Genomic DNA, 23069 nt, shown 5'->3' with positions numbered 1-23069 from the left:
ACGGAAACTCCGCAGATCGATCGGTCACTCGCAAATTGGGCAGCCAACAATCCACTAGCAAAAAAGGTTGTGGATTTTTGGTAGTCGTGTCCGCGGTGATCATCGTGCAGATAGCGATTTGGATATTTCGATTCAACTCGATTTAACCTCTGCCAATGGTATGGATTAGAGCGGAGGTCTAGTGACCTGTATGTTCGATACGGATGGTTTGGACGCCGAGATTACTGCGCTTTTGCCTTTTGCTATCGATCCTCAGTAGTATCGCGGTGAGGCACCGCCTACAATTCATCAGGCGCTTGCTCAATCCAGTCAGCTTGTTTACACAAAAAGAGAGACCTAATAGGGCCGTTAATGTTATTCCGGGCTGATGGTAATGGACTTCATTGTCAGGGCGCCGGTTTTTGCTGGCGTTGACCCCGCAATCTGAATGTTCGCTTTGCGACCTAACCGAACGATGAGTTGTTGACCAAAGAAGAGCGGGAAAACCGGAAAGCGGGACAGATTAGTTTTCGCAGCTTCGTTGAAAATTCAGAGCTAACCTGAGTCACCATCAGTTCTCTCCGCACTTTGTTCAATATCGGTTGCAGGCCCACAGATCGGATTCAGTGGGCAAAAACAAAGAAACACTTATGCAAGACTGGCCAAGGTGGTTGTGCCTGGTTTCGCCGGGAAGAGATGGAGAAGTAAATAGCCCTTTGCGATGCCTCAGAATTTTAGTCGGGACTACTGCTGAGCCTCTCCAGCCTGGGTCTGAAAGTATTCACGAAGGCGTTAACAACCTCTGAGAAATAGCTTTTCACAGACGTATTCTTGACCGGGGGCCAATTACCATCAATTCGCCTATGAGTAATGACTCTGGCATTTTTGTCGTCCCATTCGATGGGAAATGGCAACTCCTGTTCAATCGCTTCTGCATCGTCTTTAAGCGCTTGGTACAGTGATTCGCCCTCTTCGGAGCTGGAAAGACGCAAAAAGCAGCCGATCTCTGATGATGCTTTGAAAAAATACAGTGTTAACCACGCCGTCTTTCCAGATGGTGGCATTGAGAAAAACACGTTGCCTTTGGCAAGTGGGTTCGCCATTGGCTGATCTGGATCGTCGAGTCTCAGGTTATCGATAAAATCCTTCCAGAACATCCAATACTGATCTAACAATGGAGAAGATTGGCTTTTTGACGGCTCCTGGTCTGCCTGGGGAGCATCTCCAAAATCGGTAATGTATACGGTTCTTTGAATTTCTTTGGTCTGGAAGAGCGTTCGAGGCTGGATGAAGGTCAAATCCTCTTCTTTGGTTTGGTAAACCGCGGTTTCGATCATTGCCAGGGTAAACTTCATATTTGCGGTACGATCAAGGTACTGGACCATAGCCTGGGTGTCGCTGCGAATCCCGTCGCCGGCGATTACCAGCATGAAATCGCCCTGGGCCAGTGAATTGCTAACGCCGTCGACAAATTCACTTTCCTCTGTGTCCGGATAGAGATTTTTTACAAGCTCATAGGGAATATTCCCTTTCGTTCCGGTTCTTCGGCTGACCTCTCGCTGCAGGTCAGAATAGCTCCAAGTTTGAAGTTCCTTGGCATAATCAAGGATCTGGCCAATAACTTTCCGACGGGCTTCCGGGTTTCTCCAGAGCTTGGTCTCCACAATGACTACTTTTCCTTGTGGTGTTACGTAGACGATATCAATTGGCCCGGCACCAGTTCCCATCTCCGTGCAAAGAGGGACTACTTCTCTATATCCAGGATTGATCTCGCCGAGAGGCAGGCTGCTGGGGTTTTTGAACAATTGCTCTTGTAGCTACTGCTCCGAGAAACCTTCATTGAACGCAAGACGAAAAAGTGGCCGGGTGTTTGAGTTCGTGTCGATGAGAAAGGGGACTGCGCGCAATGTAGTGATCCTGATAAAGATGCTTTGCTTAGTATCCTAGTCGAGAGTCTTTGGACTTCAAGGACTTGGGACGGAACTCCGAAAACCGGGACAGATCTATTTGTCGGGGCTTTTGATATAGAGAACGTTCTTATCTCGTATTGTCATCTCGAAGAGCTCACTGGCTCGGATAAGATCGCTCAGCTTCTTGTACCCGTAATTCACGGGGGAGAAAGAGCTGTTATTGGAAATATACTGGCCAACTTTTCCTAGATGCGCCCAACCATCATCATCAGCAGTCTGTTCCACCGCAGTTCGTAGGGTTCGCACCAGCACGGTGTCGCCCCTCAATTTGTTCCGTCCCCATTTGGTTTCCACGGTTGGTTTTGGCGTGCCACCGTTGCTGACGCTATCGGGTTCCTCGGTGTCTTCGCGCAGGTTCTCTGTGTAGATAAATTGCGAGCAGGCGTTCACGAAGGGCATGGGGGTTTTGCGCTCGCCGAAGCCAAAGACGGGCAGCCCGGCTTCGAGAATTCGCATGACCAAAGGCGTAAAGTCGGAATCGCTGGTCATCAGGGCGAAGGCATTAACGTTTCCACTGTAGAGCAGGTCCATTGCGTCAATGATCATTGAGGCATCGGTCGCGTTCTTGCCGGTTGTATAGGCAAACTGCTGAACAGGCCGGATGGCGTTAGCGTGCAGCTTTTCGATCCAGCCACCCAGTTGGGGGCCGTTCCAGTTTCCGTGGGCATGGCGTACGTTGACTGCACCGTACTTGGCAAGTTCCTGAAGTACGCCCTCGATGGATTGATGGCTAACGTTGTCACAATCGATGAGTAGAGCGATTTTGTAGTTGCTGTTCATCTTCTACGAGCTGTCCTTGTCTCGGGTGATTCTGGTCTTCTCAGAACAGTTTGCGTTGGTGCGTCTGAATGTCTGCTTCTTCGATAAACTTGAAGCTGAACCTTTCGCCGTCGAGTTCTACTGTTAGAGCATATATCGACTCAGACCTTTGGTCGAAGCGAGTCATCTGGGATTGAAACCTTCCGCTGTAACTCTGGCCCGGAAAAACAGTTGTCTTCTGAAGATATCCATCCATCGAATCGAGGTTGCGCTGCAGGTCTGACTGGATGTTTGAAACTCCGGCCTGGACGTTGGCTTGAATCTGAGCCTGAGCCGCCGCAGAGGCGGCGGGGTCATGGGTGTATGATTGAGCGGTGCCGTAGTAGCTTGTAGTCCCTCCGCTTCCGTATGCAGTTCCCGAACCGTAGGTTGTGGTGGTTTGAGGCTGTGCAGCACTGAAGCTCTGGGCCATAGCGCTGAGTGCAAGTGCAGTTCTTCGGGATTGAGCGCGACTGATGTGTTGTTGAGTCAGCTCGTTGTAGGAAAGAAGGTCAATCGAGTATTCGTCCTGCTGAAAGGAGATGTTTTCCACACTGACGTTCACGGGCTCTTCAGATTTGTTTTGAACGAAGAGTAGAGCAGTTATCGCCTCCCACGCCTGTTTTCCGTCGCGGACAGCCATCTGAACTACAAAGTCTTCTGACTCCTGCTTCTGGATGATCCAACCCTCGGAAAAATAGGCCATTGAATCGTCTGACGGGAGGGCGTTGAAGCTGGTGTTGATCGTTTGCGTTGCGCAGCCGGTTATCGTGCCGAAACCGACCGCCAGAGCTAAGAATCGGTTGATGTGATGAAGCATTGTCGAAACCATACAGGGCTAAAAAGTAGTTTGCACAGCCTGATGTTAGCAGGATTTCAGCAGATAAGACCGGGGAAGCCGGGACAGATTTATCTTTCGGCTTTCCCGGGTTTAAAAAAATGGATTATTAGAAAGTTGGCGCGGGCGTACCTATTTAGGTACACTTGGCCTGCGCCAAGGAAAGGTTTGTATGACATGGGAAACGGTTAAAGTGTATTTTGTGGCAGCAAGAAAATGACACAGCACAAACACGTTGGCAGCTCTCTCGATGAACTGCTTGAAGCTGACGGCACACTTGAGCAAGTAGAAGCTGAGGCGCTGAAGCGGGTAATTGTCTGGCAGATCCAACAGGCTATGGGACAAACCGGTGTAAACAAGTCTCAGCTTGCCCAGAAAATGCACACCAGCCGTACGGTGGTGAACCGCCTCCTGGATGAGAAGGATACCGGTGTCACCATCACAACGCTTGTCAAAGCCGGGCGCGCTCTGGGTATGACCTGGACTTTGCAGGCTGGTGAGGATAATGGATCTGGTCGCGCGGCTTGATCGAGGCTGGGAGCTTTGAAAACCGGGACAGATCTATTAATTCGGTTATTTAGGTAAGCTGGCGCGCTTTTCCGGAGACATTCCCTTTTCCCACTCAGCTTCATCGCCCGGCGCTGGCAAAAACCGCCCAAACTCAATCATCTGGGTGGCCGGGATGTCCTGCAGATAGATCCAGACGTCCTCAACTGCGATCTCCACGATTTGGACGACTTCTTCAAGCATCTGGCTCATCAGGGCCCGTTTGATCTCGATGCTCCTGCCCTCCCGCACTAGACCATGCACATACACCTGAGGCGCGGTATTCGTTCTGCCACCCACAAAGTGATCGCCCTCATTGGCCGCAGAAAACAGAACCTGGGCAAAGAACCGGGGCGCGCCGGTTTGGGCGTTGTGGGCTGCTGTGATGGCCTCGGCGATCTGTGATTTCTGCTGCCGCGACAGAGACAGATTCGCGACCGTGACGGTGTAAGTGGGCATGAGAAACTCCTGCCATAGGTTGTACGTTTGTACTGGATATCGCCACTATGGGAGCTAGGCGGGATTGTTTCACTATAGCAACGCTTATCTGCCTGGCCACGGGCACGGGCCAGGTAGGTCGACTGAGAGACTGAACGAGGCGTAAGCATGCAAATCGGGGTAATCGCAGACACCCACAGTAAAATGCGTCCCGAAGCTCTGGAGGCTTTGAAGGGCTCGGATCTGATCCTGCATGCTGGTGACGTGGGGCGGGATGAGGTTCTGGATGCGCTGGAGGCGATCGCTCCTCTGATTGCTATTCGTGGCAATATCGACACGGCAGGCCGCGCAGCGACGCTTCCTGACATTCAGGACTTGGAATTCGTCGGCTACGCATTCTACATGCTTCACGACGTCAAAACCCTCGAATTCGATCCGCAAGGCCGTTACCGCGTGGTGATCGCCGGCCATTCCCATAAACCTCGCAATGAGTGGGTTGGCGATGTGCTTTATTTCAATCCGGGTGGTGCCGGGCCCCGGCGCTTTACGCTGCCGATCACGGTAGGGCGGCTGGAGGTGAGTGAAGACGGTGTGGTTGGTGAGATTATTGAACTGCCAGTTTGATCCTGCGAGAAAACCGGGACAGACTTATTTCTATGCTGGCAACCAGTAATCAGATAGTTGGACGGTCAGAGGTGTGCCTCAGGATCCATCCTTGATTTCCTGTCTAGGGGGTGGGGCGATGCTGATGCCCCGGGCAGGCGAGGATGATTAGCCCAGTTTTCTGATTTATTTCCCCGGCTTTCCATCCCTGTCAGTTTTTTTTGCACTTTTAGCCGCACTCCGACGTTGGCCCCCGGTAACTGATTGAATTTCTGCCGGTGGCATCAAAGTTGCTGGAAAACTGCGGGGAACATTCGTCTGGGCAGTTTCCGCAGGCACTGGTCTTAGAGCCGGTGGAGGAGATCCGCTCTGTCGTCTGAGCTTGAGCAAGCAACAACAATCGAATTTACAGGCTGAGGGAGCGCGCCATGCATTGGTTGATCCAATCATTTCTGTTTGTTTTGGCCCTGTCGACGGGGCTGGCCCAGGCCACACCGCTGAAACTCGACTATTCGGTGGAGGATGTCGGAGCGGGGCTGTTTAATTACGAGTTCTATCTCACTCTCGATAGCAATGACGGTAGCTGGGCGCCAGGCCAAGGTTGGGGATGGTTGGTGTTTGGCGATGCCCAATTCGCAGCAACTCCGCTGACGGATTTTGTTGGTGATCCCAATGATCTGCCCATCGGCCCGTGGACCGTTTATGGCAACTCTTTCGGTGCTCACAATGGGCCGACGCTCCAATCTGTTGTGGATTATTGGGTACCCAACTTCGTTGGAGAAACCCTTAACTGGTCGGGGACGTCCACCGCTGATCTGCTTGACGGGGACTTGCTGTTCAGTACTTTGGTTTCGATTGACGGGGGTGTTCGCGCCGATTTCGAAGTCGCCACTCGCATTCCACCCATTGTTGCTGATGTGCCAGAGCCATCTAGTCTGGGACTGATTGGTCTGGGCCTAGTAGGACTAACCTTCATTCGCGGGCGCAGGGCTCGGTAAAACCGGGATCGGGAAAGCCGGGACAGGTTTATTTTCACGATTTCCCGCTCCCGCTCAGCTTCATCACCCGGCGCTGGCACAAACCGTCCAAACTCGATTATCTGGGTGGCGGGCATGTCCTGCAGGTAGATTTAGACGTCCTCAGCCGTAATGCCCGCAATTCGAACTATCCCTTCAAGCATCTGGCTCATCAGGGCCGGTTTGATCTTGTGGCAATGAGCTATTCTGAGACTCCAGACCTTCAAGCATGCGAGCCAAACAATGATCGAAACTCCCCTGGAATTTCAGAGCGATGGTACAACCTGTCGCGGTGTTCTCTATACGCCGGATGCCGGCAGTAAAGGTTTACCGTGTGTTGTGATGGCCCATGGTTTTGGGCTGACTCATGCCAGTGGTCTGGCACCGTTTAAAGAAGCCTTCTGCAATGCAGGTTACGCGGTCTTTGCCTTTGATTACCGCCATTTTGGTGACAGTGATGGCCAGCCACGGCAGACGCTGAGCCCCTGGAAGGAAGTGTCAGATTGGCTGGCAGCCCTGAATTTTGTTCGGCAGCTGGATCGTGTCGATGGCAGCCGCATTTGCCTGTGGGGAACGTCGTTTTCTGGCGGGCTGGTGACTGCGGTCGCGGCAAAGGATGGGAACGTGAAATGCATCATCTCCCAATGCCCAATGATGGATGGTCTGGCGTCTTTACTGGGTGTTGTCGGTTATGCCGGCCCCATGCAGGCGATACGCCTGACCTGGCACGGAACGGTCGACTGGCTTCGTCGTGGGCTGGGGATGTCTCCCCGGTATATTGCGTCGGCCGCCCGCCCGGGCGAGCTGGGCATGATGACGGCTGAAGACTGCCAGGAGGGGTATGTTCCCTTGCTGGCCGATAACGCATCGAATTACGTCGCAGCGGGCGTGAGTTATGCCATTCCTCTTTTCCGGCCCATCCGGTTGGCCAGCAAAGTCGCCTGCCCGGCACTGGTGTTGATTTGCGACCAGGATACGGTCGCCCCGGCGAGTGCTGCAGTCAAAGCGGCTGCGAGAATGTCGAAGGCGGAAGTGAAGCACTATCCGGTCGGTCATTTTGATGTCTATCGGGGCGAAGCTCTGGATCAGTCGATCGAAGATCAGCTTGAGTTTTTGGCCCGGTTTTTACGTTCAAAGCAAAGCCAGGGCAGCGCTCTCAGCGGATCATCGGCGTTGCGGAACCTGTACTAATCCCTTGATCTCCGTCTCCCTTAAAGTTTTTTAACCTGTTGAAATATAAATAAAATTTAAGAGGTGGGCTCTCGTGTATCTTTGATAGGCTCGAATGGTTCAAAACCTGACGAGTGCCCGATGGAGCGTCGGAGAAATGATCTCCCTTCCGTTATATCGGACAGCTCAGACCACCTGAACCATTGGATGTACATCATGAATATGAAATCACTTCTCGTTTTTTTATCTCTGAGTGCCACCTCATTGGGTACCGTCGCGGATGACACTGCCGACGCCGCGCTAGGTGGCGGTATCGGCGGAGCAATTGGGGCTGCAATCGGCAACGAGGTAGGTGGCAGAGATGGTGCTATTCTCGGCGGTGCTGTCGGTGCGGCAACGGGAACAGCCATTACCACGAGAGATCATGACAGAGAATACTATCGCGACCATGATCGCCGTCGTCATGACTACGACGATCACCGGTCCTACAGGAAGTCTCGCGGCCATTTCTGCCCACCGGGTCAGGCGAAAAAGGGCAACTGCTGAAGCGCGAGGGGGCAGGGTGCTTGCGACATAGGTGCCCCCGGCTTCACGAACTTCCCTTTACCGAACCTCGTAAACCTCAATAATCGCTTTGGCCAGCTCAAGGTCGTTCTCATTCGCCAGCGCAAGCTGGTTCAGTGCCCGAATGGTGGTCTCTTTCTCCGAGGCATCGACGCCCAGCAGATGCACGATGGTGTCCACCTTTTCACCGCCGCCGCTAGCCAACTGGTGCCGAAACTCTCCACTGAACGCGATAATGATTTCCTTGATCTGTCGCGGTTTGGAGGTCGAGATCCCAGAAGGGGTGTCAGGCTTCAGGGTGACGAAGTACTGGTCGGGAGAAAATTCGTGGATAGCACCGGATACGCCATCGGTGGTGGAACCCAGTAGCCCCCCAATCACGATGTTACCGAAGAACCACGGGTTGGTTGTGGTGGAGAGCTGAGCGGTGTAAGTCTCGTAGCCTTCCTTCTCAAAGGTAATGGATTGATTTGAGCCCCGGTCCACCGGCACAGTCAGCGGGGTTTTACCGAGGACACGGCCGGAAACCGTAACGGTGGCTTCTTCAGGCTCGCTGTTGAAGGTAAGTTTCTGGTCGGTCCCGGAGACCACCGACGCGCAACCGCTCGACAGAAACGCGATGGCGGCGAGTGTAAGGAGTAGTGAAGACTTCATGATGCTTCCTTGTCTTGGTGCAGGATTCCAGAGGAGTTATTGCGCCAGGGAAATGTTGCCGGGCTGGATTCGAAGTTCGGAGAGTTTGTCGAGCAGCCCCTGAATGTTCGCTTTTCCGGAACCTTCGTTGGCCAGCCTCAAGCGTTTAATGGCGGCGAACGCATCGCCAATCGTGGCGGTGTAGGGGGTAACGACCGTTTCGTTGAGAACCACGGCGCCGTTGTTTTCGCGGTCAGTCAGGATGTACCTCACGTGGGTTGTTACCTCGAAGTCCAGCCCGAACATGGGTTGGTCAACTTCCAGCAGGAGCGCTTCCAGCTGATAGCGACCGGTGCCAGACAGCAATCCCTGTTTTTGCAGGGTTTGTTTCAGGGCGCCTGCGAAGGCGTCGTTGTCTATCTCCGAGGTCCATGCAGGGTTTGTTTCTTCGCCGCCGGAAACGTTGGTGACATCCACATTGTCTTCCAGGGCTGTGTCATAGGCCTTCAATGGCCCTTCATACACCATGTTGCCCATTTTGGCGCCAGAGGCGCAGCCGGTGAGGTACAGGAGAGCAGCCAGCACTGCCAGGATCCTTGCGTTTCGCACAGTAGATTCCTTCTTACTTAGTTGATTATTTTGAGTTATTTCCTGCCGACAAGCCGGAGCTTATAGCGGCGCGCCATGGTAGCTGAGCGTTGGTGAGCTTGCTATGAACTGGGCGGGTAACCGGGGTAAAATTTCGTGAAATCTTGCGGATAGGCTGGTCCGTAGGCTTTTGGGTTGGTCACGAAACGCGTCTGAGGCTACTCCTTGAGCCGAACAAGCAACCGCCCATCCTGGGCCTGGATATAGTCCACGCCCGCCGCAAAGGACTGCCAGAACCCCGGGTTGGCACCGAACTCGTTGACCAGATCCACGTTCTTGAGGTTGCCCAGCCAGGCGTTGGGGATGGGAACGCCCATCAAGCTCACTCCCTTTAACTTAACCAGCGGGCGACCGTTGGCAAAGGAGAGTTCTACGCCGGCATTTACTCGCACCGTTCTGCCGCCGAGTACAGGGAAACCCTCTTCAAAAGGCACGAGAAGCACCGCGCTCAGAAGATCGTCCGAGAGATCGACGGCAAGTCGTTGAGCCAAGTTGGTGTTGTTGGCGAGCATGCCATTGAGTTCCCGCTCGCTGAAGCGAACCTCCCGGCTGGCGCCCTCCTCACTATAGGGCTCCGGCTTTAACGGGCCGCCAGATCCACCGCCTTGGGTATCAATGCCCAGCGTATTCAGTTTGTTGTTGAGTGAATTCTGTTCACTGGCATTCAGGGTTACCGGCTCGAAGTTGTCAGGAAACACGTAGTGGCTTAACCACCAGTAACCAACGCCGATGGTGGCAACGAGGGTAAGCAGGACGATGCCAAAGACCTGCAAACCACTGAAGCCCCTCTTTGCGGGCGGCGGCGCTGATGCTGTTTTATTTTCGGTTTCGCCTTTCATTGTCACTCTCAGTGAAACTTGATTACAGACAGGCCCGGACATCGTCCCCAAGGGCAATGTTACCCGCTTCAACCACCCGCGTCGTGATTCCTCCGTGTCCGCGCATGGCGTTGTAACCACCAGGCCCGAGCGCCGTCTCCATCTTGCTGCAGGGATGGCAGAGGCCGGTGTATTCCAGCACCACATTGCCGATTCGGAATTGCTTGCCCTTCAGGGCCAGCAGGTTCAGGCCAGATACCACGATGTTGCGCCGGAAAACCTCGGGTGCGATGCCTTCGCGGTCGAGGCAGGAGGCAATGGCACGTAAGTGTTCCTGCTGGATCAGGGTTACCTGCCGTTTGCTGGTTTCGCGACCCTTGAATCGGTCTCCCTCCAGGCCCTTGCCAGGGGTTATCGATACGCTGTCGACAGCCTGCATTGGCTCGCCGCGTGCGGGGCGGATGCCAATCCATTCCACGCGGCCGCATTGGGGGAGGGTGTCCAGCAGGGTTTGGAGTGGGGTTGGTTCAGACATTGGCGCTCGCTCGTACACAGAGGCGAAACAGCTCCGCCCTTGGATTTTCACGAAGGTATCAAAAAATAGAGCAAAACCCATTCTTTTGATTAGGCGTAAGCGTATCGTTCAAGACAGCGCGTTTTTTTGAGGAGTATGTATGTTTCACATTCACGTCGAGCGGCTGTAGGGCGGAAAGGAGCAGAACAATGAACTTCCACTTTGCCATCACCAAAACACGCACCGTTCTGACGCTATTTTCAACCGCATCGACGCCATGCCAATGCGCATGCGAGAGATGCGCTCTGATTGAAGCAGCAGGCTCTATCTCCGTGTTCAAGGGCTATACTGAAGGGGCCTTACGTCGACTGAGATCGACGTTCCACTCCATGTCACGTGACTGCATTGGAATGAGGGTTTCTGGCAGGCTTTGAAGTCGGGTAGATTGAATGACCAAAGGAAGGGAAACAAACTAGTCAGATGAAACCGCTCATTCTGATTGTTGCTTACTTTGCCGCTGTCACCTTGCCTTTGCTCCTGTCCGCATGGCTCGGAGGCCCGCCTCGCCAGTTCCACCAGGAACTCGCCTCCGGCTTGGGCATTCTTGCTTTCTCGATGATCCTCGTGGAATTCATCTTGTCCGGCCGTTTCAAGGCCATTTCAAATGACGTCGGCATGGACGTGACTATGCGGTTTCACCAGATCATGGCTCGCACGGCACTGGCCTTTGCTCTGCTGCACCCGTTTCTTTACCACGGGACGCCGTCAGGAGGTGAGCGGCCCTGGGATCCCACGCGGCAATTAACGCTCACTACCGATTTTTCCGATCTGGCGACCGGAATCGTTGCCTGGCTGCTGCTTGCTGGCCTGGTTGTTATGGCCATCGGGCGCACCCAGCTGGGCTACCGATACGAGATATGGCGTCTGTTGCACGGGCTCGGCGCGCTCCTGATCGCGGTGCTGCTCTTGCACCACACCGTGTCTGCCGGGCGTTATGGATCGCAGCCGGTGATGACGTGGGTGTGGCTGGCCATGACGGGTGTGGCGGTTGGGTCGTTGCTGATGGTGTACCTGGTGGTTCCCTGGATGCAAAAGGCTCGCCCCTGGCGCGTGACGTCTGTTGTGCGGTTAACGCCAAAGCAATGGGAGGTTACCGTAACCCCAGACGGTCACCGTGGTCTGGATTACCGGGCCGGGCAATTCGCATGGCTGAATGTGGGGCACAGCACCTTCTCGATGAAGGAAAACCCGTTCTCCATTTCCTCCGCACCGGCGGCCGGGCCGGACATTTCGTTCATGATCAAAGAGCTTGGCGATTTCACACGAACCATCGGCGAGATAGAACCCGAAACCGTCGCCTATGTTGATGGACCTTATGGCAACCTTACGGTCGATGGTCGCGATGGACCCGGAGTCGCGCTCATTGCCGGTGGCGTTGGTTTGGCGCCGTTGCTGGGAATACTCCGGCAAATGCGACGGACCGGCGATTCCCGCAAGGTGAAGCTGATTTACGGCAACCGGATCGCCGAGCAGATCGCTTACCATGAGGAGTTGGGTGATGAGGGTGTGGTTTATGTGCTGTCGGAGCCGCCGGAGGACTGGCCCGGAGAGACAGGTTTCATCGATGGCCCGCTAATGGATCGCGTGTTTTCAGAGCAGGAGTTCCGTGACTGGGTGTTTGTAATGTGCGGACCGGCGGTGATGATGGATGTGGTTGAAGATCACCTGATCCAGCGGGGCACGCCCGCTCACCGGATTCTCTCGGAGCGTTTCAGCTATGACTAATTCAATCCAGCGGTTAACTCAGCGGCGGCGGCTTTCTTTGGTCATCTGGGGGCTGAATATCACCCTGGTTCTGATCCTGCTGGTTTTTGTGTTGCGCTGATTTACGACTCAGGGGAAATCGGGACAGAACTATTCCTCGAAGCCTTTAACGACATAGAATCGGCTTATGGTATCGACCGTGTGTTTATGTGGCATTCGGATAACAAGCTCCTAGCTTCTCAGAGGTAACCTTGGCGAATAAGCATCTTTTGAAAGGATTATCGGCGTCGTTTTTCCGCGCGTGTCTGGCTATATTCCTTGTTTTGCCCGGTGTCTCTCTGGGAAGCAACAATCTGACATTCGCGTTTGGCGAAAAATCACCGCCTTACAGTTTCTCGCTCGATGACTAGGCTGTCGGGCTGTTTCCGGATTTGGTGCGGCTGACGTTCAGTTTTATCCCCGGCTATACCGCGGAACACTTGGTAGTGCCCTGGGCGAGGGCACAGTACAACGTCAGACTCGGCCTTGCCGATGGCCTTCTCACGTATCCATCGGAGGAGCGAAAGGAATACGCCGTCTTTGCAGAGAAGCCACTCTTCACGCAGGACTTTGGCCAACTGATTTACTCGGCGGACAACCCCAACATAGCCCTGATCGAATCGGCTACCAGCTTTTCTGATTTGTCCAGTCTGACGGTAATCGTCGAGAACGGCTCACAATGGGAAGAAGACAATATTCCCGGCTATCTGGAGCGCGAGCGGGGCCGGGATATGAAAGCGATGATGCATCTTCTTATGCTGCGGGAGGCCGGCGATTTTATGGTGCAGCCAGCTGAAGACGCCCGATTCATTGCTCAAGAACTTGGCTATTCGAAGAAGTTGAAGATTCGGAAGGTTGATTTTATTCCGAATTCCCGGATCCCTTTCCACATAGGCGTTTCGCGGCAACTTCCCTCTGCTGTGGATGTGATCAAACAGGTTGATGCGGCCATGCGGAATCCTGAATTCCAGTCCCAACGAAACTCTTTAATCGAGAGTTATCGATAACGCGGCGAGAATCTCGACAGGTGTATTTTCGGAGCCTGGAGGTACTATGAACTATACGGACATGGTCAATGAAACTTGGCGCCACTCCGAGCCAGGCCCTCCATCACACGACTACAGAGAGCTGGTGCGGTACGCCACTCTCGCAGCGTCCAGCCATAATACACAGCCCTGGATTTTCAAGCTTGAAACCAACCGGATTCAGGTGCTTCCCGATCTCTCCCGGCGCTGCCCTGCCGTCGATCCCGATGACCACCACCTTCACGCCAGCTTGGGATGCGCCACCGATAACCTGCTTCAGGCCGCCGCTCTGGACCTACGCACGGCGTTTATCAACCAGCCCGTTGAGGTCGCGACATTACGCCCTGAATTTGCCAGTGCCATTGGGATTGGCAACCGGCGCCCGGACCTTGTTGTGCGCATTGGCCGCGGCCCTCAGATGCCTCGCTCCCTGCGGCGGCCGATTGAGGACGTTATCCGGTCCGGGTGAAAGCCGGTACTGTTTTTCCGAGGCACTCTCCCGCCAAACCTGTAGTAACCCCTTAATACCCGCGTGGCAACCACCACTGCTAATGTTTCCAGACCCGGCAAAACAAACACAAGGAGACAGCCATGAGCGGGAAGAAGATTCTGATGATTACCGGTGATTTCACCGAGGACTACGAAACCATGGTGCCGTTCCAGGCGCTTCAGGCCGTTGGCCATACTGTGCATGCCGTTTGCCCAGATAAGAAAGCGGGCGATACGGTGGCCACGGCCATTCACGACTTCGAGGGCGACCAGACCTATACCGAAAAACCGGGCCATCGGTTTGCGCTGAATGCCGATTTCGACGGGCTGGATCCGGCCGCCTACGATGCCCTAGTAGTGCCTGGCGGCCGCGCCCCCGAATATCTGCGGCTCAACAAGGATGTGCAGAAGCTGGTGCGTCATTTCTTCGAGACCTACAAACCGGTGGCGGCGATCTGCCACGGGGCCCAGTTGCTGGCGGCCGCCGGTGTTCTGGAAGGGCGCAAGTGCTCTGCCTATCCGGCCTGCCAGCCGGAAGTGGAGCTGGCGGGCGGCACCTTTGCCGGTATCGAGGTTGATCAGGCGGTCACCGATGCTAATCTGGTAACAGCGCCCGCGTGGCCGGCTCATCCGGCCTGGCTGGCGCAGTTCTTCAAGTTGCTGGACCAGTAACCCAGGTGGGGCCAGTCCGCCGGCCCTTCAGCGCCAGAGAATACACCCAGGGAGGCCGTTATGTGCAAGCTCTTTATCAACGCCGATCCGGAGCTTTGGGTCAGCCGCACCCACTCCCTGCGTATTGATGGCATGGTAACCAGTGTGAGGATGGAGAACGCCTTTTGGCAGGTGCTGTCCGAGCTGGCTGAGCGCGATGGTATGAATCTGCCGCAGATGATCACCAGGCTTTACCACGAGTCCATTGATGCCGGCCACGACCTCGGTAACTTCACATCCTTCCTGCGGGTGTGTGCGTTACGCTATCTCGAATTGCAACTTAGCGGTGATGTGCCCAGAGATACCCGGGTGCCCATTGCCTCACTGAATGCCGATCGCATTCTTGCCGGAAAAGCCGGAAAAGCCGGAGAGCCGGTAACGCCGGAAGTGGTGACCAAGGCAAGGCATTGAATGTTAGCGGTATCAGCCGCTCGCAATGGCCTGCACGCAGCGGCGAAACAACTCTGCGGAGAAGAAGGGATGCTCGCCCGGCTGGTCCGCCACGAAGAGCTGGCCAGGTGAACCGTAGATGCCACCCTCGATCATAAGGTTGTCGGTCATTTCGAAATCCTCGATGGCGTGGCCCAGCTTGTCCAGGTCGGTGCCACCGGCCCGTTCCCGGTAGTACCGGTTATCCAGGGTAAATCCGAAAGCGCGCTTGCCTTGTCCGATCATATAGCCGACTTCGAAGACCGTCCCCGGGTCGGCACTGATGCCGCGAAAGGGCGTCAGGTTGGCGATGATGGCATCGCAGCTGTCCATAAGTTCCCGGTTGGCCCGGAAGATCCGATGGCCGCGCCGGAATTTCGCCTCGTTGTCGGAGAAGGTGAGTTCGGTATCCAGTGGGTCTATGCCTTCCAGCCCGTATTCCAGCAGCAGGCGTTTTTTCTCGGCCACGATGGCCTGGTGTTCTTGGGCGGGGAAGAAGACTTCCGGGCCGGCGAGGTAGATGCGTTTTGGTGTTGCCAAGGGATCGCTCCTTAACCCTGATAGAACCGTCGGATAGCATCCAGCAACCGATCGACATCCGGGCGATCTACATCCAGGTGCGTCACAAAGCGAATCGGGTCCCCCGCCGTGATCAGGATGCCCTGCTCAGACAGGTAGTCGCGTAATTGGGCTGCTCTGCTGGACCTGCAACGGGCATAGACGATGTTGGTCTGGGTGCTCTCGGGATTGATTTCCAGTTGCGGGATGTCGGCCAGGCCGGCGCTCAGGTACTCGGCGTTCTCGTGATCTTCAATCAGCCGCAGCGGCCCTTTCTCAAAGGCGATTCGCCCGGCCGCAGCCAGTATGCCGGCCTGGCGCATGCCGCCACCCACCATTTTGCGCAGCCGTGTTGCCCGCTCGATAAAGGCTTTCGAACCCAGCAGCAGCGAACCGACAGGTGCGCCCAGCCCTTTTGAGAGGCAAACGCTCACCGAGTCGTAGTGTCTGGTGATTTCGGTAACGTCGCAGTGGGACTTCACGGCTGCGTTGAACACCCGCGCGCCATCCAAGTGCAGCAGAAGGCCGTGCTCGTCGCAAAACGCCCGGGCCTGGCGCTGGTACTCCAGCGACAACACTTTGCCACCAATGGTGTTTTCCAGGGAGAGCAGGCGAGTAGGGGCGAAATGGAAATCGTCGGGCTTGATGGCAGCTTTGGCTTTTTCAAGATTGATGCTGCCGTCTGGCTCGTTCTCAATGGGTTGAGGTTGAACGCTGCCAAGCACGGCGGCGCCACCGCCCTCGTAACGATAGTTGTGGGCCGACTGACCACAGAGGTACTCATCGCCCCGGCCACAGTGGCTCATGATGGCCAGCAGGTTGGCCTGGGTGCCGGTGGCGGTAAAAAGGGCCGACTCGAAGCCCAGCCGTTCGGCGGCGTAGGCTTGCAGGCTGTTCACAGTGGGGTCATCGCCGTATACGTCGTCGCCCACATCGGCATTGGCCATGGCTTCGCGCATTTCGGGGGTAGGGCGTGTAACTGTGTCGCTGCGAAAATCGATCATGCGTTCGTTGTCCTGAAGAAAACCTGTTCCAAGCTTATCGGGATCTCACCACAGATTCACCGTCGCCGCCTCCTGATCAGTACCTTATGCAGCTCCTCTACAATGACAAGGCTCATGGCGAGCGCGAGCAACTGCAGCCACTCTGCCAGGGATATCGGCTGAATCTGCAGTACATTGGAGAGCCCCGGCACATACATGGCACCAATGTGCGCCAGTTGCGCGAGGGGAACCGCCAGCATCAGGAAGGGGTTGCGCAGCAGGGGGATGCGGAACAGCGAGCGGAACTCCGAGCGACTGCTCAGCGCGTGAATGTTGCCGAAGAGCACCATCAGCATCAGCGTGATGTTGCGGGCTTCCTCAATGCTTTGGCCCTGGCCGAGCGTCCACTGGAAATTGAGGAAGGCAACGAGGCCCATCCATGAGCCCACCACCAGAACGTGCTCAATGATGTGCTTGTCGAACACGGGCTCGTGGGGTGAGCGTGGCTTTACCGACAATTCGCCGCCTTCCTTCGGCTCGAAGGCGAGGGCTACGTCCTGAAATCCGTTGGCAACGAGGTTCAGCCACAGGAGCTGTACCGCGATCATGGGCATTGGCAGACCGGCCAGCACACACAGGAAGAAGAGCAGGATCGCCGAGAATCCGGTAGCAACTAGCAGCCCGATCACCTTGCGGATGTTGTTGTATACCACCCGGCCCTGCTCGATGCCGGCGACGATGGAGGAAAAATTATCGTCGGTAACGATCAGGTCGGCCGTTTCCTTGGCGACATCGGTGCCGCGCTTACCCATGGCGATGCCGGCATGGGCCTGACGCATGGCGGGTGCATCATTGACACCATCGCCGGTGACTGCGACGAAATGCCCGTCGCGCATGAAGCTGTCCACGATCTGTGCTTTTCGGGTGGGCTCTATGCGGGCGAACACCCGCGTCTGGCGAATGAGCTGGTCGATCGCCTCCTGACCACTGGCGCTGGCTTCATCCAGCATTGAACCGGTCACAACCGTTGCGTCTGCATCACACAGGCCCAGTTCCTGGGCTATCGACTTCGCGGTCGCCGGGTGGTCACCGGTGACCATGGCCACTTCGATACCGCCGGTACGACATTTTTCAATAGCTTCGAAGGCTTCATGGCGAAGCGGGTCGATCATGGCGACCATGCCGAGAAAGACCATCCCGGCCATTTCATGGTCGCCGTGTTCGGAGGTTCTCTTCGCAAGCGCAATTATCCGGTAGCCCCGGGAAGCAAGCTCGGTGAATTGGCGCTCGAGCGCCGGCTTGTCGATGGCTATGGAGCCGTCCGCGGTGGCCATCCGGTCGCACATGGCCAGCATCTTTTCAGGGCTGCCCTTGGCGTAAATGACGGTTTGATCGCCAACCCGGTTAACCACCCCACTGTAGGCCTTTTCCGACTCGTAGGGGATCAGGGCTACCTGCTCCTGCCGGGTTCGCAGGTCCGTGATGGACATGTCCAGTTTCTTAGCCATCACCAGAAAGGCGATGTCGACGATATCTCCCTGGGAAACCCACTCGCCGCCGCTGTAGTCGAGGTGGCTTTCATTGGCGAGGACACCTGCGACGCAGAGCTCCCTGAGTGTCTCCTGTCCCGTCGCATCTACCTGAGCACCTGCATGCCCTGTGATTTCTCCTCCCGGTGCCACCCCTTCCCCGGTGACCTCGAACTGGCGGCCATCCGGCAGCATCACCCTGCGAATGGTCAGTTCGTTGACGGTGAGGGTGCCGGTCTTGTCGGAGCAGATAAGGGTGCAGGATCCGAGGGCCTCCACGGCAACAAGCTTGCGGATGATGACGTTGCGCTTTGCCATCCGGGACATGCCGATGGCGAGAGCAACGGTGAGAGCGGCAGGCAGGCCTTCGGGAATCACCGAAACTGCCAGGCCGATGGTCATGAGAATCATCTCCTCGATGGAGTAACCGCCATCCAGAATCATCAGGCCTGCCAGGGCAGCAATAGCCCCGAGAATGCCGAAGGCAACCTGATAGGTGAACTTGCGGATCCGGATCATCAGAGGCGGTTCGGCCGACGTTTTGCCGGTAACACCCTGGGCAATTTTGCCAAGCTGGGTATCGGAAGCGGTGGCTATCACTCGGCCTCGTGCGCGCCCGTGGGTGATGATGCTGCCGGCAAAGCATTGGTCAACGCGCTCTGTGAGGGGCGTGCTGTCGTCGCTGGTTGCACCCGCAGTCTTGGCAACCGCCAGGGATTCCCCCGTCAGCATGGACTCGTCCACCGCCAGGCTGCTGGCGCTGAGCAACTGGATATCAGCTGGCACCTTGTCGCCAGAGGACAGCAAAACGATGTCGCCGGGAACAATCTCTTCGACGTCAACGGTGACAATCTGTCCGTCCCGAATGGCATGTGCTGTGCCTTTCATCAATTGCTTCAGCGCGGCGGCGGCCTTCTGGGCCGAAAACTCCTGGACCGTGCCGATAACGGCATTGATCAGCAGCACGATCAGGATGAAAACCCCGCTGGGGGTCTGGCCGAGTGCAAATGAAACCGCAGACGCGATCAGGAGGATGTAGATGAACGGGCTGAGGAACTGCCGCGCAAACAGCTCCACGACACCCGGCATGGGAGGAGCGGGCAGCCGGTTGTAACCGAATTGCTCCAGCCGGGCACTGGCCTCCTGGCGAGAAAGTCCGTTGTCGGCCCGTTCGGGCGTAGTGGGGCGCTCAGGGGCTGCGCTATTCATGGTTCTCGGTCCACGCAGGATAGGGAATAACGGGGTACCGGAAGTATAGGCGCCCTCGGGCTGGTGGGTAAGGCAAGGCCCTCACGCGAGTGCCGATACCACTCTCTGGGCCAGCAGGTAATAACATCGATATTTGTTAGTATGGTGGCGTTATCACCCCGAGAGCGATTAAGCCCCCCAGATGAATGCGCCTTTTAAACTCCGGCCTTACCAGCAGGAAGCGGTTGATGCCACGCTGAATCATTTCAGGAAGTCTGATGAGTCTGCCGTTATTGTGCTGCCAACCGGTGCTGGCAAAAGTCTGGTGATTGCCGAGTTGGCCCGCCTTGCCAGGCGCAGGATTCTGGTGCTGACCCATGTGAAGGAGCTGGTGGAGCAGAATCACGCCAAGTATCAGAGTTATGGTTTGTCGGGGAGAGTCTTTGCGGCCGGGCTAAAGCGCAAGGAGAACCACCATCAGGTGACCTTTGCCAGCGTGCAGTCGGTGGCGGCGAATCTGGACCAGTTCCGGGATGAATACTCGCTGGTTATTATCGATGAGTGCCACCGGGTGAGTGGCAAGGAAACCAGCCAGTACCAGCGGATCATCGAGCTTTTACGGCAGCAGAATGACTCCCTGAAGGTGCTTGGGCTCACCGCCACTCCCTACCGCCTGGCCATGGGATGGATCTATCGTTACCACTACCGGGGTTTTGTTCGTGGTTCTGATGACGAACAGGACAAGCCTTTCCGGCACTGCATCTACGAATTGCCCCTGAGCTACATGATCAACCGTGGTTACCTCACCCGGCCTGAATTGGTCAACGCCGCCGTGGCCCAATACGATTTCTCCACGCTGACGCAGGACCGTTTTGGCGAATACGCCGAGAAAGACGTCAACCAATTGTTGAGCAAACATCAGCGGGTGACACGTGCCATCATCGAACAGGTGATGGAGATGGCGGCCGAGCGCCAGGGGGTGATGATTTTCGTGGCGACAGTGCAGCACGCGCAGGAAATTGCCGGGTACTTGCCCGAGCAGGAAACCGCCCTGGTGACCGGCGCGACTGATCTGCGAGATCGCGACCAGCTGATCCAGCGCTTCAAACAACGGCAGTTGAAGTACCTGGTGAATGTGTCTGTGCTGACTACCGGGTTTGATGCCCCCCATGTGGACCTGATCGCCATCTTGCGGCCTACTCAGTCGGTAAGCCTGTATCAGCAGATTGTCGGCCGAGGCTTGCGGTTGGATGAGGGGAAACGGGATTGCCTGGTGATTGATTACGCTGGCAATCATGTCAATCTGCATCATCCGGAAGTTGGGGAGCCGAAGCCCAACCCCGACAGTGAACCGGTACAGGTGTTCTGCCCTGGCTGCGGTTTTGCCAACATCTTCTGGGGCAAAACCGACAGCGACGGTCGTGTCGTTGAGCATTATGGCCGCCGGTGCCAGGGCCTGCTGGAATCCATAGAAGATGACGCTGGGCGGCCACAGCAATGCGACTACCGGTTCCGGTTCAAGGAATGTCCACATTGTGGTGGTGAGAACGACATCGCTGCCCGCAACTGCGGGCACTGCCACCAGGCGATTATCGACCCGGATGATCAACTGCGGGATGCCCTGAAGCTTAAGGATGCCATGGTCATCCGATGCGCCGGCATTTCTCTGGCGGGAGAAGGCCAGAAACTTCGGATGACCTACCACGGAGAAGACGGGGAGGAACTCCGGGAGTCTTTCGATTTCAGCAAGCCAGGCCAGCGCGCCGTGTTCAACAAGCTGTTTGGCCGACGGTTTGCCAATGGCCAGGCTCCGAAAGTCTTTGCCCGGGCAAATGAGGTGCTGGAGATGCAGGTGCTGTTACCCGCGCCGGATTTCGTGATTGCTCGCAAGCAGAAGCATTACTGGCAAGTGCAGGAGCGAATCTTCGATTATCGGGGGCAGTATCGTAAGGCCTATTGACGAGCTTTGGCTGTGTTCGTGAGATTTTCGCACCACGATTGTGCGAGATCTGGGGTAGAATGCTTGCTCACTAAATGGAAATCAGTTTCAGTAAGGAGTGCTGTTTTGTCGACGATCTATCCTTGGGTACGTGGTTGTTTAGCGGTGGGGTCGCTCTTGGCCGTTGTGGGTTGCGGTGGTTCGGGGTCGTCGAGTGACGCGCCTGTCAGTTCTCCCGAGCCGGTTTCCGGAACGCTTTCCCTGGACAATGCTGAGGCCATCAGTCGCCGAGCTGCGCAGGCTGCCCTTGAAACGCTCGCATTGAATCGCTTTGCGATCACCTATCAGGGGCTTCTGCCGGGGAGCTCGATTCAACTGGGCATCTGCGAGCAAGGAAAGGTGAACCTTGAAAATGAGGTGGAATCGCCGGTCACCGATCTACAGGGCAACTCTCTCATGGGGTCGCGCTACCGTTTCGAGAACTGCAAGAAGCCTGATGGCTCCCTGTATCAAGGTGATTTGGGCGTGTACTGGAATCAGGCCTCGACGGCGTATGTGGTCGAGGTGGATGACTTCTCAATTGCTGTTTCCGATGAGGCTGAGCCCCATGCCTACAGTGGAATTTATGTGCTCTCCCGGGTTGGCGATTCGGGCTACGAAAGTGAGTTCGTAAACTCGGAGCGAGGGCCTGGCGCGGAACAGCCCGTCTTCGAGCTTGATGCCGCTCTTTCATACGAGGATCCAGGCCTGAGAACCTTGCAGTGGCAAGGGTACCTTTCGGCCTCCGATCAGGGCCGTTTTGAACTGTCTCAGGAACAGGGCGGAGAGTTGCGGAGCATCATTTCAGACGGCAACAGTCGTCTCTACATCGACTTCATTGGTTTGGAAGGTCGCTTCCTCAAAGCGGAAATCGATCTCGGGGCGGACGGAGCATTGGATGCCACCTGGTCTATCGATCTGTATGAGCTGGATTTACAGGGAGCCCTCCTCCTGCTGAGGGAGGACGTTAAGGGATGAGGGTATTTACATCCTTGGTGATTGCCGGAGTACTTGCGCTGTCGGGTTGCACCAACGTGATCGGGGACGTGCCCCGTTCCATTCATCTATCCTCGTCTGCCGGGCAGGAAGCAGGGGAGCTGTTGTCGGTTGCCCGCGATTTCTTCAGCGGCTCGGGGTATCAGTGCCATACCGATCAGCCTGCGGACAGCCTGCGTTGCAGTCGACCACTCCGGGACCTGTACATTCATCAAACTACGGCAGTGGTCCGCATTTATTCAGACGATGACGCCACCCCTGAGGTGACACTGGTGACAACGCGCTGGGATGAAGGGCTGATTCCCAGTGAGTTTATTTCGGACGAATTCCATAACCCGGATGTCGAGGCGTTTTGTGAGTACGTGAAGGCGCAGGCTTTGGGAGTGTGTCAAACCGTCTCGAGCTAGGGCCTGCCATTGTCAGAGGGGGCAGAACCGAAAATCAATGGCGGCAACAATCGGATGGAAACCATTGGCGAAGTCGGTTTTACTCATCGCGACGACCATGATTAAAAGGGTGATGAGATGTCCCGCTCCCCGGAACAGGATAGCGATTGGATGACAGGCGTCGGCGACTCTGCGGCAGGGGAGAGTGCACGGGTGGCCAGGCTGGTCAGGGTGGCACAGCACATTGAGATGCACGCCGATGAAGCACTCACGCTCTCGAGCCTGGCGAAGGTGGCCGCTCTGTCACCGTCCCGTTTACAGAAACAGTTCAAGGCGGCGTTTGGTGTCTCTCCAAAAGCCTATCAGGATGCCGTCCGTATGCGGCGCTTCAAGCAATCCCTGAAAGACGGGAGTAAAGTGACGGACGCGATATTCGCCTCCGGGCTTGGTTCGGTAAGT

The 23069-nt window shown here is 55.9% G+C and carries 26 protein-coding genes; 15 read left to right on the top strand and 11 right to left on the bottom strand.

Annotated features, from left to right (window positions below; translation table 11 throughout):
- Positions 1–67 precede the first annotated feature (67 nt).
- Complete coding sequence (locus tag QZ534_RS18875; protein ID WP_366935810.1) at positions 68–169, top strand: nucleotidyltransferase domain-containing protein; 102 nt, start codon at positions 68–70, stop codon at positions 167–169.
- 544 nt (positions 170–713) lie between these two features.
- Here QZ534_RS18875 and QZ534_RS05970 read toward each other — a convergent pair.
- The 3 genes from QZ534_RS05970 to QZ534_RS05960 all read right to left on the bottom strand — a co-directional run bounded on the left by QZ534_RS05970 (position 714) and on the right by QZ534_RS05960 (position 3567).
- On the bottom strand, positions 714–1706 hold the full coding sequence (locus QZ534_RS05970; protein ID WP_296932599.1) for a DUF4268 domain-containing protein: 993 nt from the start codon (positions 1704–1706) through the stop codon (positions 714–716).
- Positions 1707–1982: 276 nt separating this feature from the next.
- A complete protein-coding gene (locus QZ534_RS05965; RefSeq protein WP_296932596.1) occupies positions 1983–2729 on the bottom strand; it encodes an NYN domain-containing protein in 747 nt (248 codons plus the stop codon).
- A gap of 40 nt (positions 2730–2769) precedes the next feature.
- The gene (locus QZ534_RS05960) at positions 2770–3567 is read right to left on the bottom strand and encodes a hypothetical protein (RefSeq protein ID WP_296932594.1); all 798 of its coding nucleotides are present in this window, start codon (positions 3565–3567) and stop codon (positions 2770–2772) included.
- A gap of 234 nt (positions 3568–3801) precedes the next feature.
- Between QZ534_RS05960 and QZ534_RS05955 the strand changes: the two genes are divergently transcribed.
- On the top strand, positions 3802–4113 hold the full coding sequence (locus QZ534_RS05955) for a helix-turn-helix transcriptional regulator (protein WP_296932589.1): 312 nt from the start codon (positions 3802–3804) through the stop codon (positions 4111–4113).
- A gap of 45 nt (positions 4114–4158) precedes the next feature.
- Here QZ534_RS05955 and QZ534_RS05950 read toward each other — a convergent pair whose 3' ends face one another.
- Positions 4159–4590, bottom strand: a complete 432-nt coding sequence (locus QZ534_RS05950; protein WP_296932585.1) for a tautomerase family protein — start codon at positions 4588–4590, stop codon at positions 4159–4161.
- A 147-nt stretch (positions 4591–4737) separates the two neighbouring features.
- Between QZ534_RS05950 and QZ534_RS05945 the strand changes: the two genes are divergently transcribed.
- From QZ534_RS05945 to QZ534_RS05930, 4 genes are all read left to right on the top strand, one after another.
- Positions 4738–5193: a metallophosphoesterase family protein gene (locus QZ534_RS05945; protein ID WP_296932581.1), complete on the top strand. Its 456-nt coding sequence runs from the start codon at positions 4738–4740 to the stop codon at positions 5191–5193.
- A gap of 407 nt (positions 5194–5600) precedes the next feature.
- Positions 5601–6170, top strand: a complete 570-nt coding sequence (locus tag QZ534_RS05940; RefSeq protein ID WP_296932578.1) for a PEP-CTERM sorting domain-containing protein — start codon at positions 5601–5603, stop codon at positions 6168–6170.
- A 261-nt stretch (positions 6171–6431) separates the two neighbouring features.
- A complete protein-coding gene (locus QZ534_RS05935) occupies positions 6432–7379 on the top strand; it encodes an alpha/beta fold hydrolase (protein ID WP_296932575.1) in 948 nt (315 codons plus the stop codon).
- A 195-nt stretch (positions 7380–7574) separates the two neighbouring features.
- Positions 7575–7904, top strand: coding sequence for a glycine zipper domain-containing protein (locus tag QZ534_RS05930; RefSeq protein WP_296932572.1), 330 nt, complete (start codon positions 7575–7577; stop codon positions 7902–7904).
- A 57-nt stretch (positions 7905–7961) separates the two neighbouring features.
- On the opposite strand, the gene QZ534_RS05925 is transcribed toward QZ534_RS05930, so the two are convergent.
- From QZ534_RS05925 to QZ534_RS05910, 4 genes are all read right to left on the bottom strand, one after another.
- Positions 7962–8576 carry a PEGA domain-containing protein gene (locus QZ534_RS05925; RefSeq protein WP_296932569.1) on the bottom strand — a complete coding sequence of 205 codons (615 nt, stop codon included), beginning with the start codon at positions 8574–8576 and terminating at the stop codon, positions 7962–7964.
- Positions 8577–8612: 36 nt separating this feature from the next.
- Entirely contained in the window at positions 8613–9164 is a 552-nt protein-coding gene (locus tag QZ534_RS05920) for a hypothetical protein (RefSeq protein ID WP_291906383.1), read from the bottom strand.
- 197 nt (positions 9165–9361) lie between these two features.
- Positions 9362–10042, bottom strand: coding sequence for an arginine N-succinyltransferase (locus QZ534_RS05915; protein WP_296932563.1), 681 nt, complete (start codon positions 10040–10042; stop codon positions 9362–9364).
- Positions 10043–10064: 22 nt separating this feature from the next.
- The gene (locus QZ534_RS05910; protein WP_296932561.1) at positions 10065–10556 is read right to left on the bottom strand and encodes an MOSC domain-containing protein; all 492 of its coding nucleotides are present in this window, start codon (positions 10554–10556) and stop codon (positions 10065–10067) included.
- Positions 10557–11015: 459 nt separating this feature from the next.
- Here QZ534_RS05910 and QZ534_RS05905 point away from each other — a divergent pair, with 459 nt between their 5' ends.
- The 5 genes from QZ534_RS05905 to QZ534_RS05885 all read left to right on the top strand — a co-directional run bounded on the left by QZ534_RS05905 (position 11016) and on the right by QZ534_RS05885 (position 14974).
- Positions 11016–12320 (top strand): ferredoxin reductase family protein, encoded by a 1305-nt coding sequence (locus QZ534_RS05905; RefSeq protein ID WP_296932557.1) that lies wholly within the window; start codon positions 11016–11018, stop codon positions 12318–12320.
- A 410-nt stretch (positions 12321–12730) separates the two neighbouring features.
- Entirely contained in the window at positions 12731–13345 is a 615-nt protein-coding gene (locus tag QZ534_RS05900) for a hypothetical protein (protein ID WP_296932554.1), read from the top strand.
- A gap of 46 nt (positions 13346–13391) precedes the next feature.
- The gene (locus tag QZ534_RS05895) at positions 13392–13832 is read left to right on the top strand and encodes a hypothetical protein (protein ID WP_296932551.1); all 441 of its coding nucleotides are present in this window, start codon (positions 13392–13394) and stop codon (positions 13830–13832) included.
- Between the two features lie 122 nt (positions 13833–13954).
- A complete protein-coding gene (locus QZ534_RS05890; RefSeq protein WP_296932549.1) occupies positions 13955–14524 on the top strand; it encodes a DJ-1/PfpI family protein in 570 nt (189 codons plus the stop codon).
- A 60-nt stretch (positions 14525–14584) separates the two neighbouring features.
- Entirely contained in the window at positions 14585–14974 is a 390-nt protein-coding gene (locus QZ534_RS05885) for a ribbon-helix-helix domain-containing protein (protein ID WP_296932547.1), read from the top strand.
- Between the two features lie 12 nt (positions 14975–14986).
- Here QZ534_RS05885 and QZ534_RS05880 read toward each other — a convergent pair whose 3' ends face one another.
- Genes QZ534_RS05880 through QZ534_RS05870 form a run of 3 tightly spaced genes read right to left on the bottom strand, consistent with a single transcriptional unit; the run spans position 14987 to position 19271 of the window.
- Positions 14987–15532, bottom strand: a complete 546-nt coding sequence (locus QZ534_RS05880) for a nucleoside 2-deoxyribosyltransferase (RefSeq protein WP_296932544.1) — start codon at positions 15530–15532, stop codon at positions 14987–14989.
- 11 nt (positions 15533–15543) lie between these two features.
- Positions 15544–16554 (bottom strand): low-specificity L-threonine aldolase, encoded by a 1011-nt coding sequence (ltaE, locus tag QZ534_RS05875; RefSeq protein WP_296932542.1) that lies wholly within the window; start codon positions 16552–16554, stop codon positions 15544–15546.
- Between the two features lie 56 nt (positions 16555–16610).
- The gene (locus QZ534_RS05870) at positions 16611–19271 is read right to left on the bottom strand and encodes an HAD-IC family P-type ATPase (protein WP_296932539.1); all 2661 of its coding nucleotides are present in this window, start codon (positions 19269–19271) and stop codon (positions 16611–16613) included.
- 181 nt (positions 19272–19452) lie between these two features.
- On the opposite strand from QZ534_RS05870, the gene QZ534_RS05865 reads away from it, so the two are divergent.
- The 4 genes from QZ534_RS05865 to QZ534_RS05850 form a co-directional block, all read left to right on the top strand.
- Positions 19453–21210, top strand: coding sequence for a DEAD/DEAH box helicase (locus QZ534_RS05865; RefSeq protein WP_296932535.1), 1758 nt, complete (start codon positions 19453–19455; stop codon positions 21208–21210).
- A 105-nt stretch (positions 21211–21315) separates the two neighbouring features.
- Entirely contained in the window at positions 21316–22206 is an 891-nt protein-coding gene (locus tag QZ534_RS05860; protein ID WP_296932532.1) for a hypothetical protein, read from the top strand.
- Positions 22203–22631: a hypothetical protein gene (locus tag QZ534_RS05855; protein ID WP_296932529.1), complete on the top strand. Its 429-nt coding sequence runs from the start codon at positions 22203–22205 to the stop codon at positions 22629–22631. Before QZ534_RS05860 ends, QZ534_RS05855 begins: the two co-directional genes overlap by 4 nt.
- A 117-nt stretch (positions 22632–22748) precedes the next feature.
- A partial coding sequence (locus tag QZ534_RS05850; RefSeq protein ID WP_296932527.1) for a helix-turn-helix domain-containing protein occupies positions 22749–23069 on the top strand: 321 nt, incomplete at its 3' end.

The sequence above is a fragment of the uncultured Marinobacter sp. genome (assembly GCF_913055835.1).
In the GTDB taxonomy this organism is placed as follows: domain Bacteria; phylum Pseudomonadota; class Gammaproteobacteria; order Pseudomonadales; family Oleiphilaceae; genus Marinobacter.
The sequence above is the reverse complement of the archived record's forward strand: the minus strand, read 5'-3'. Positions and strand labels throughout refer to the sequence as shown.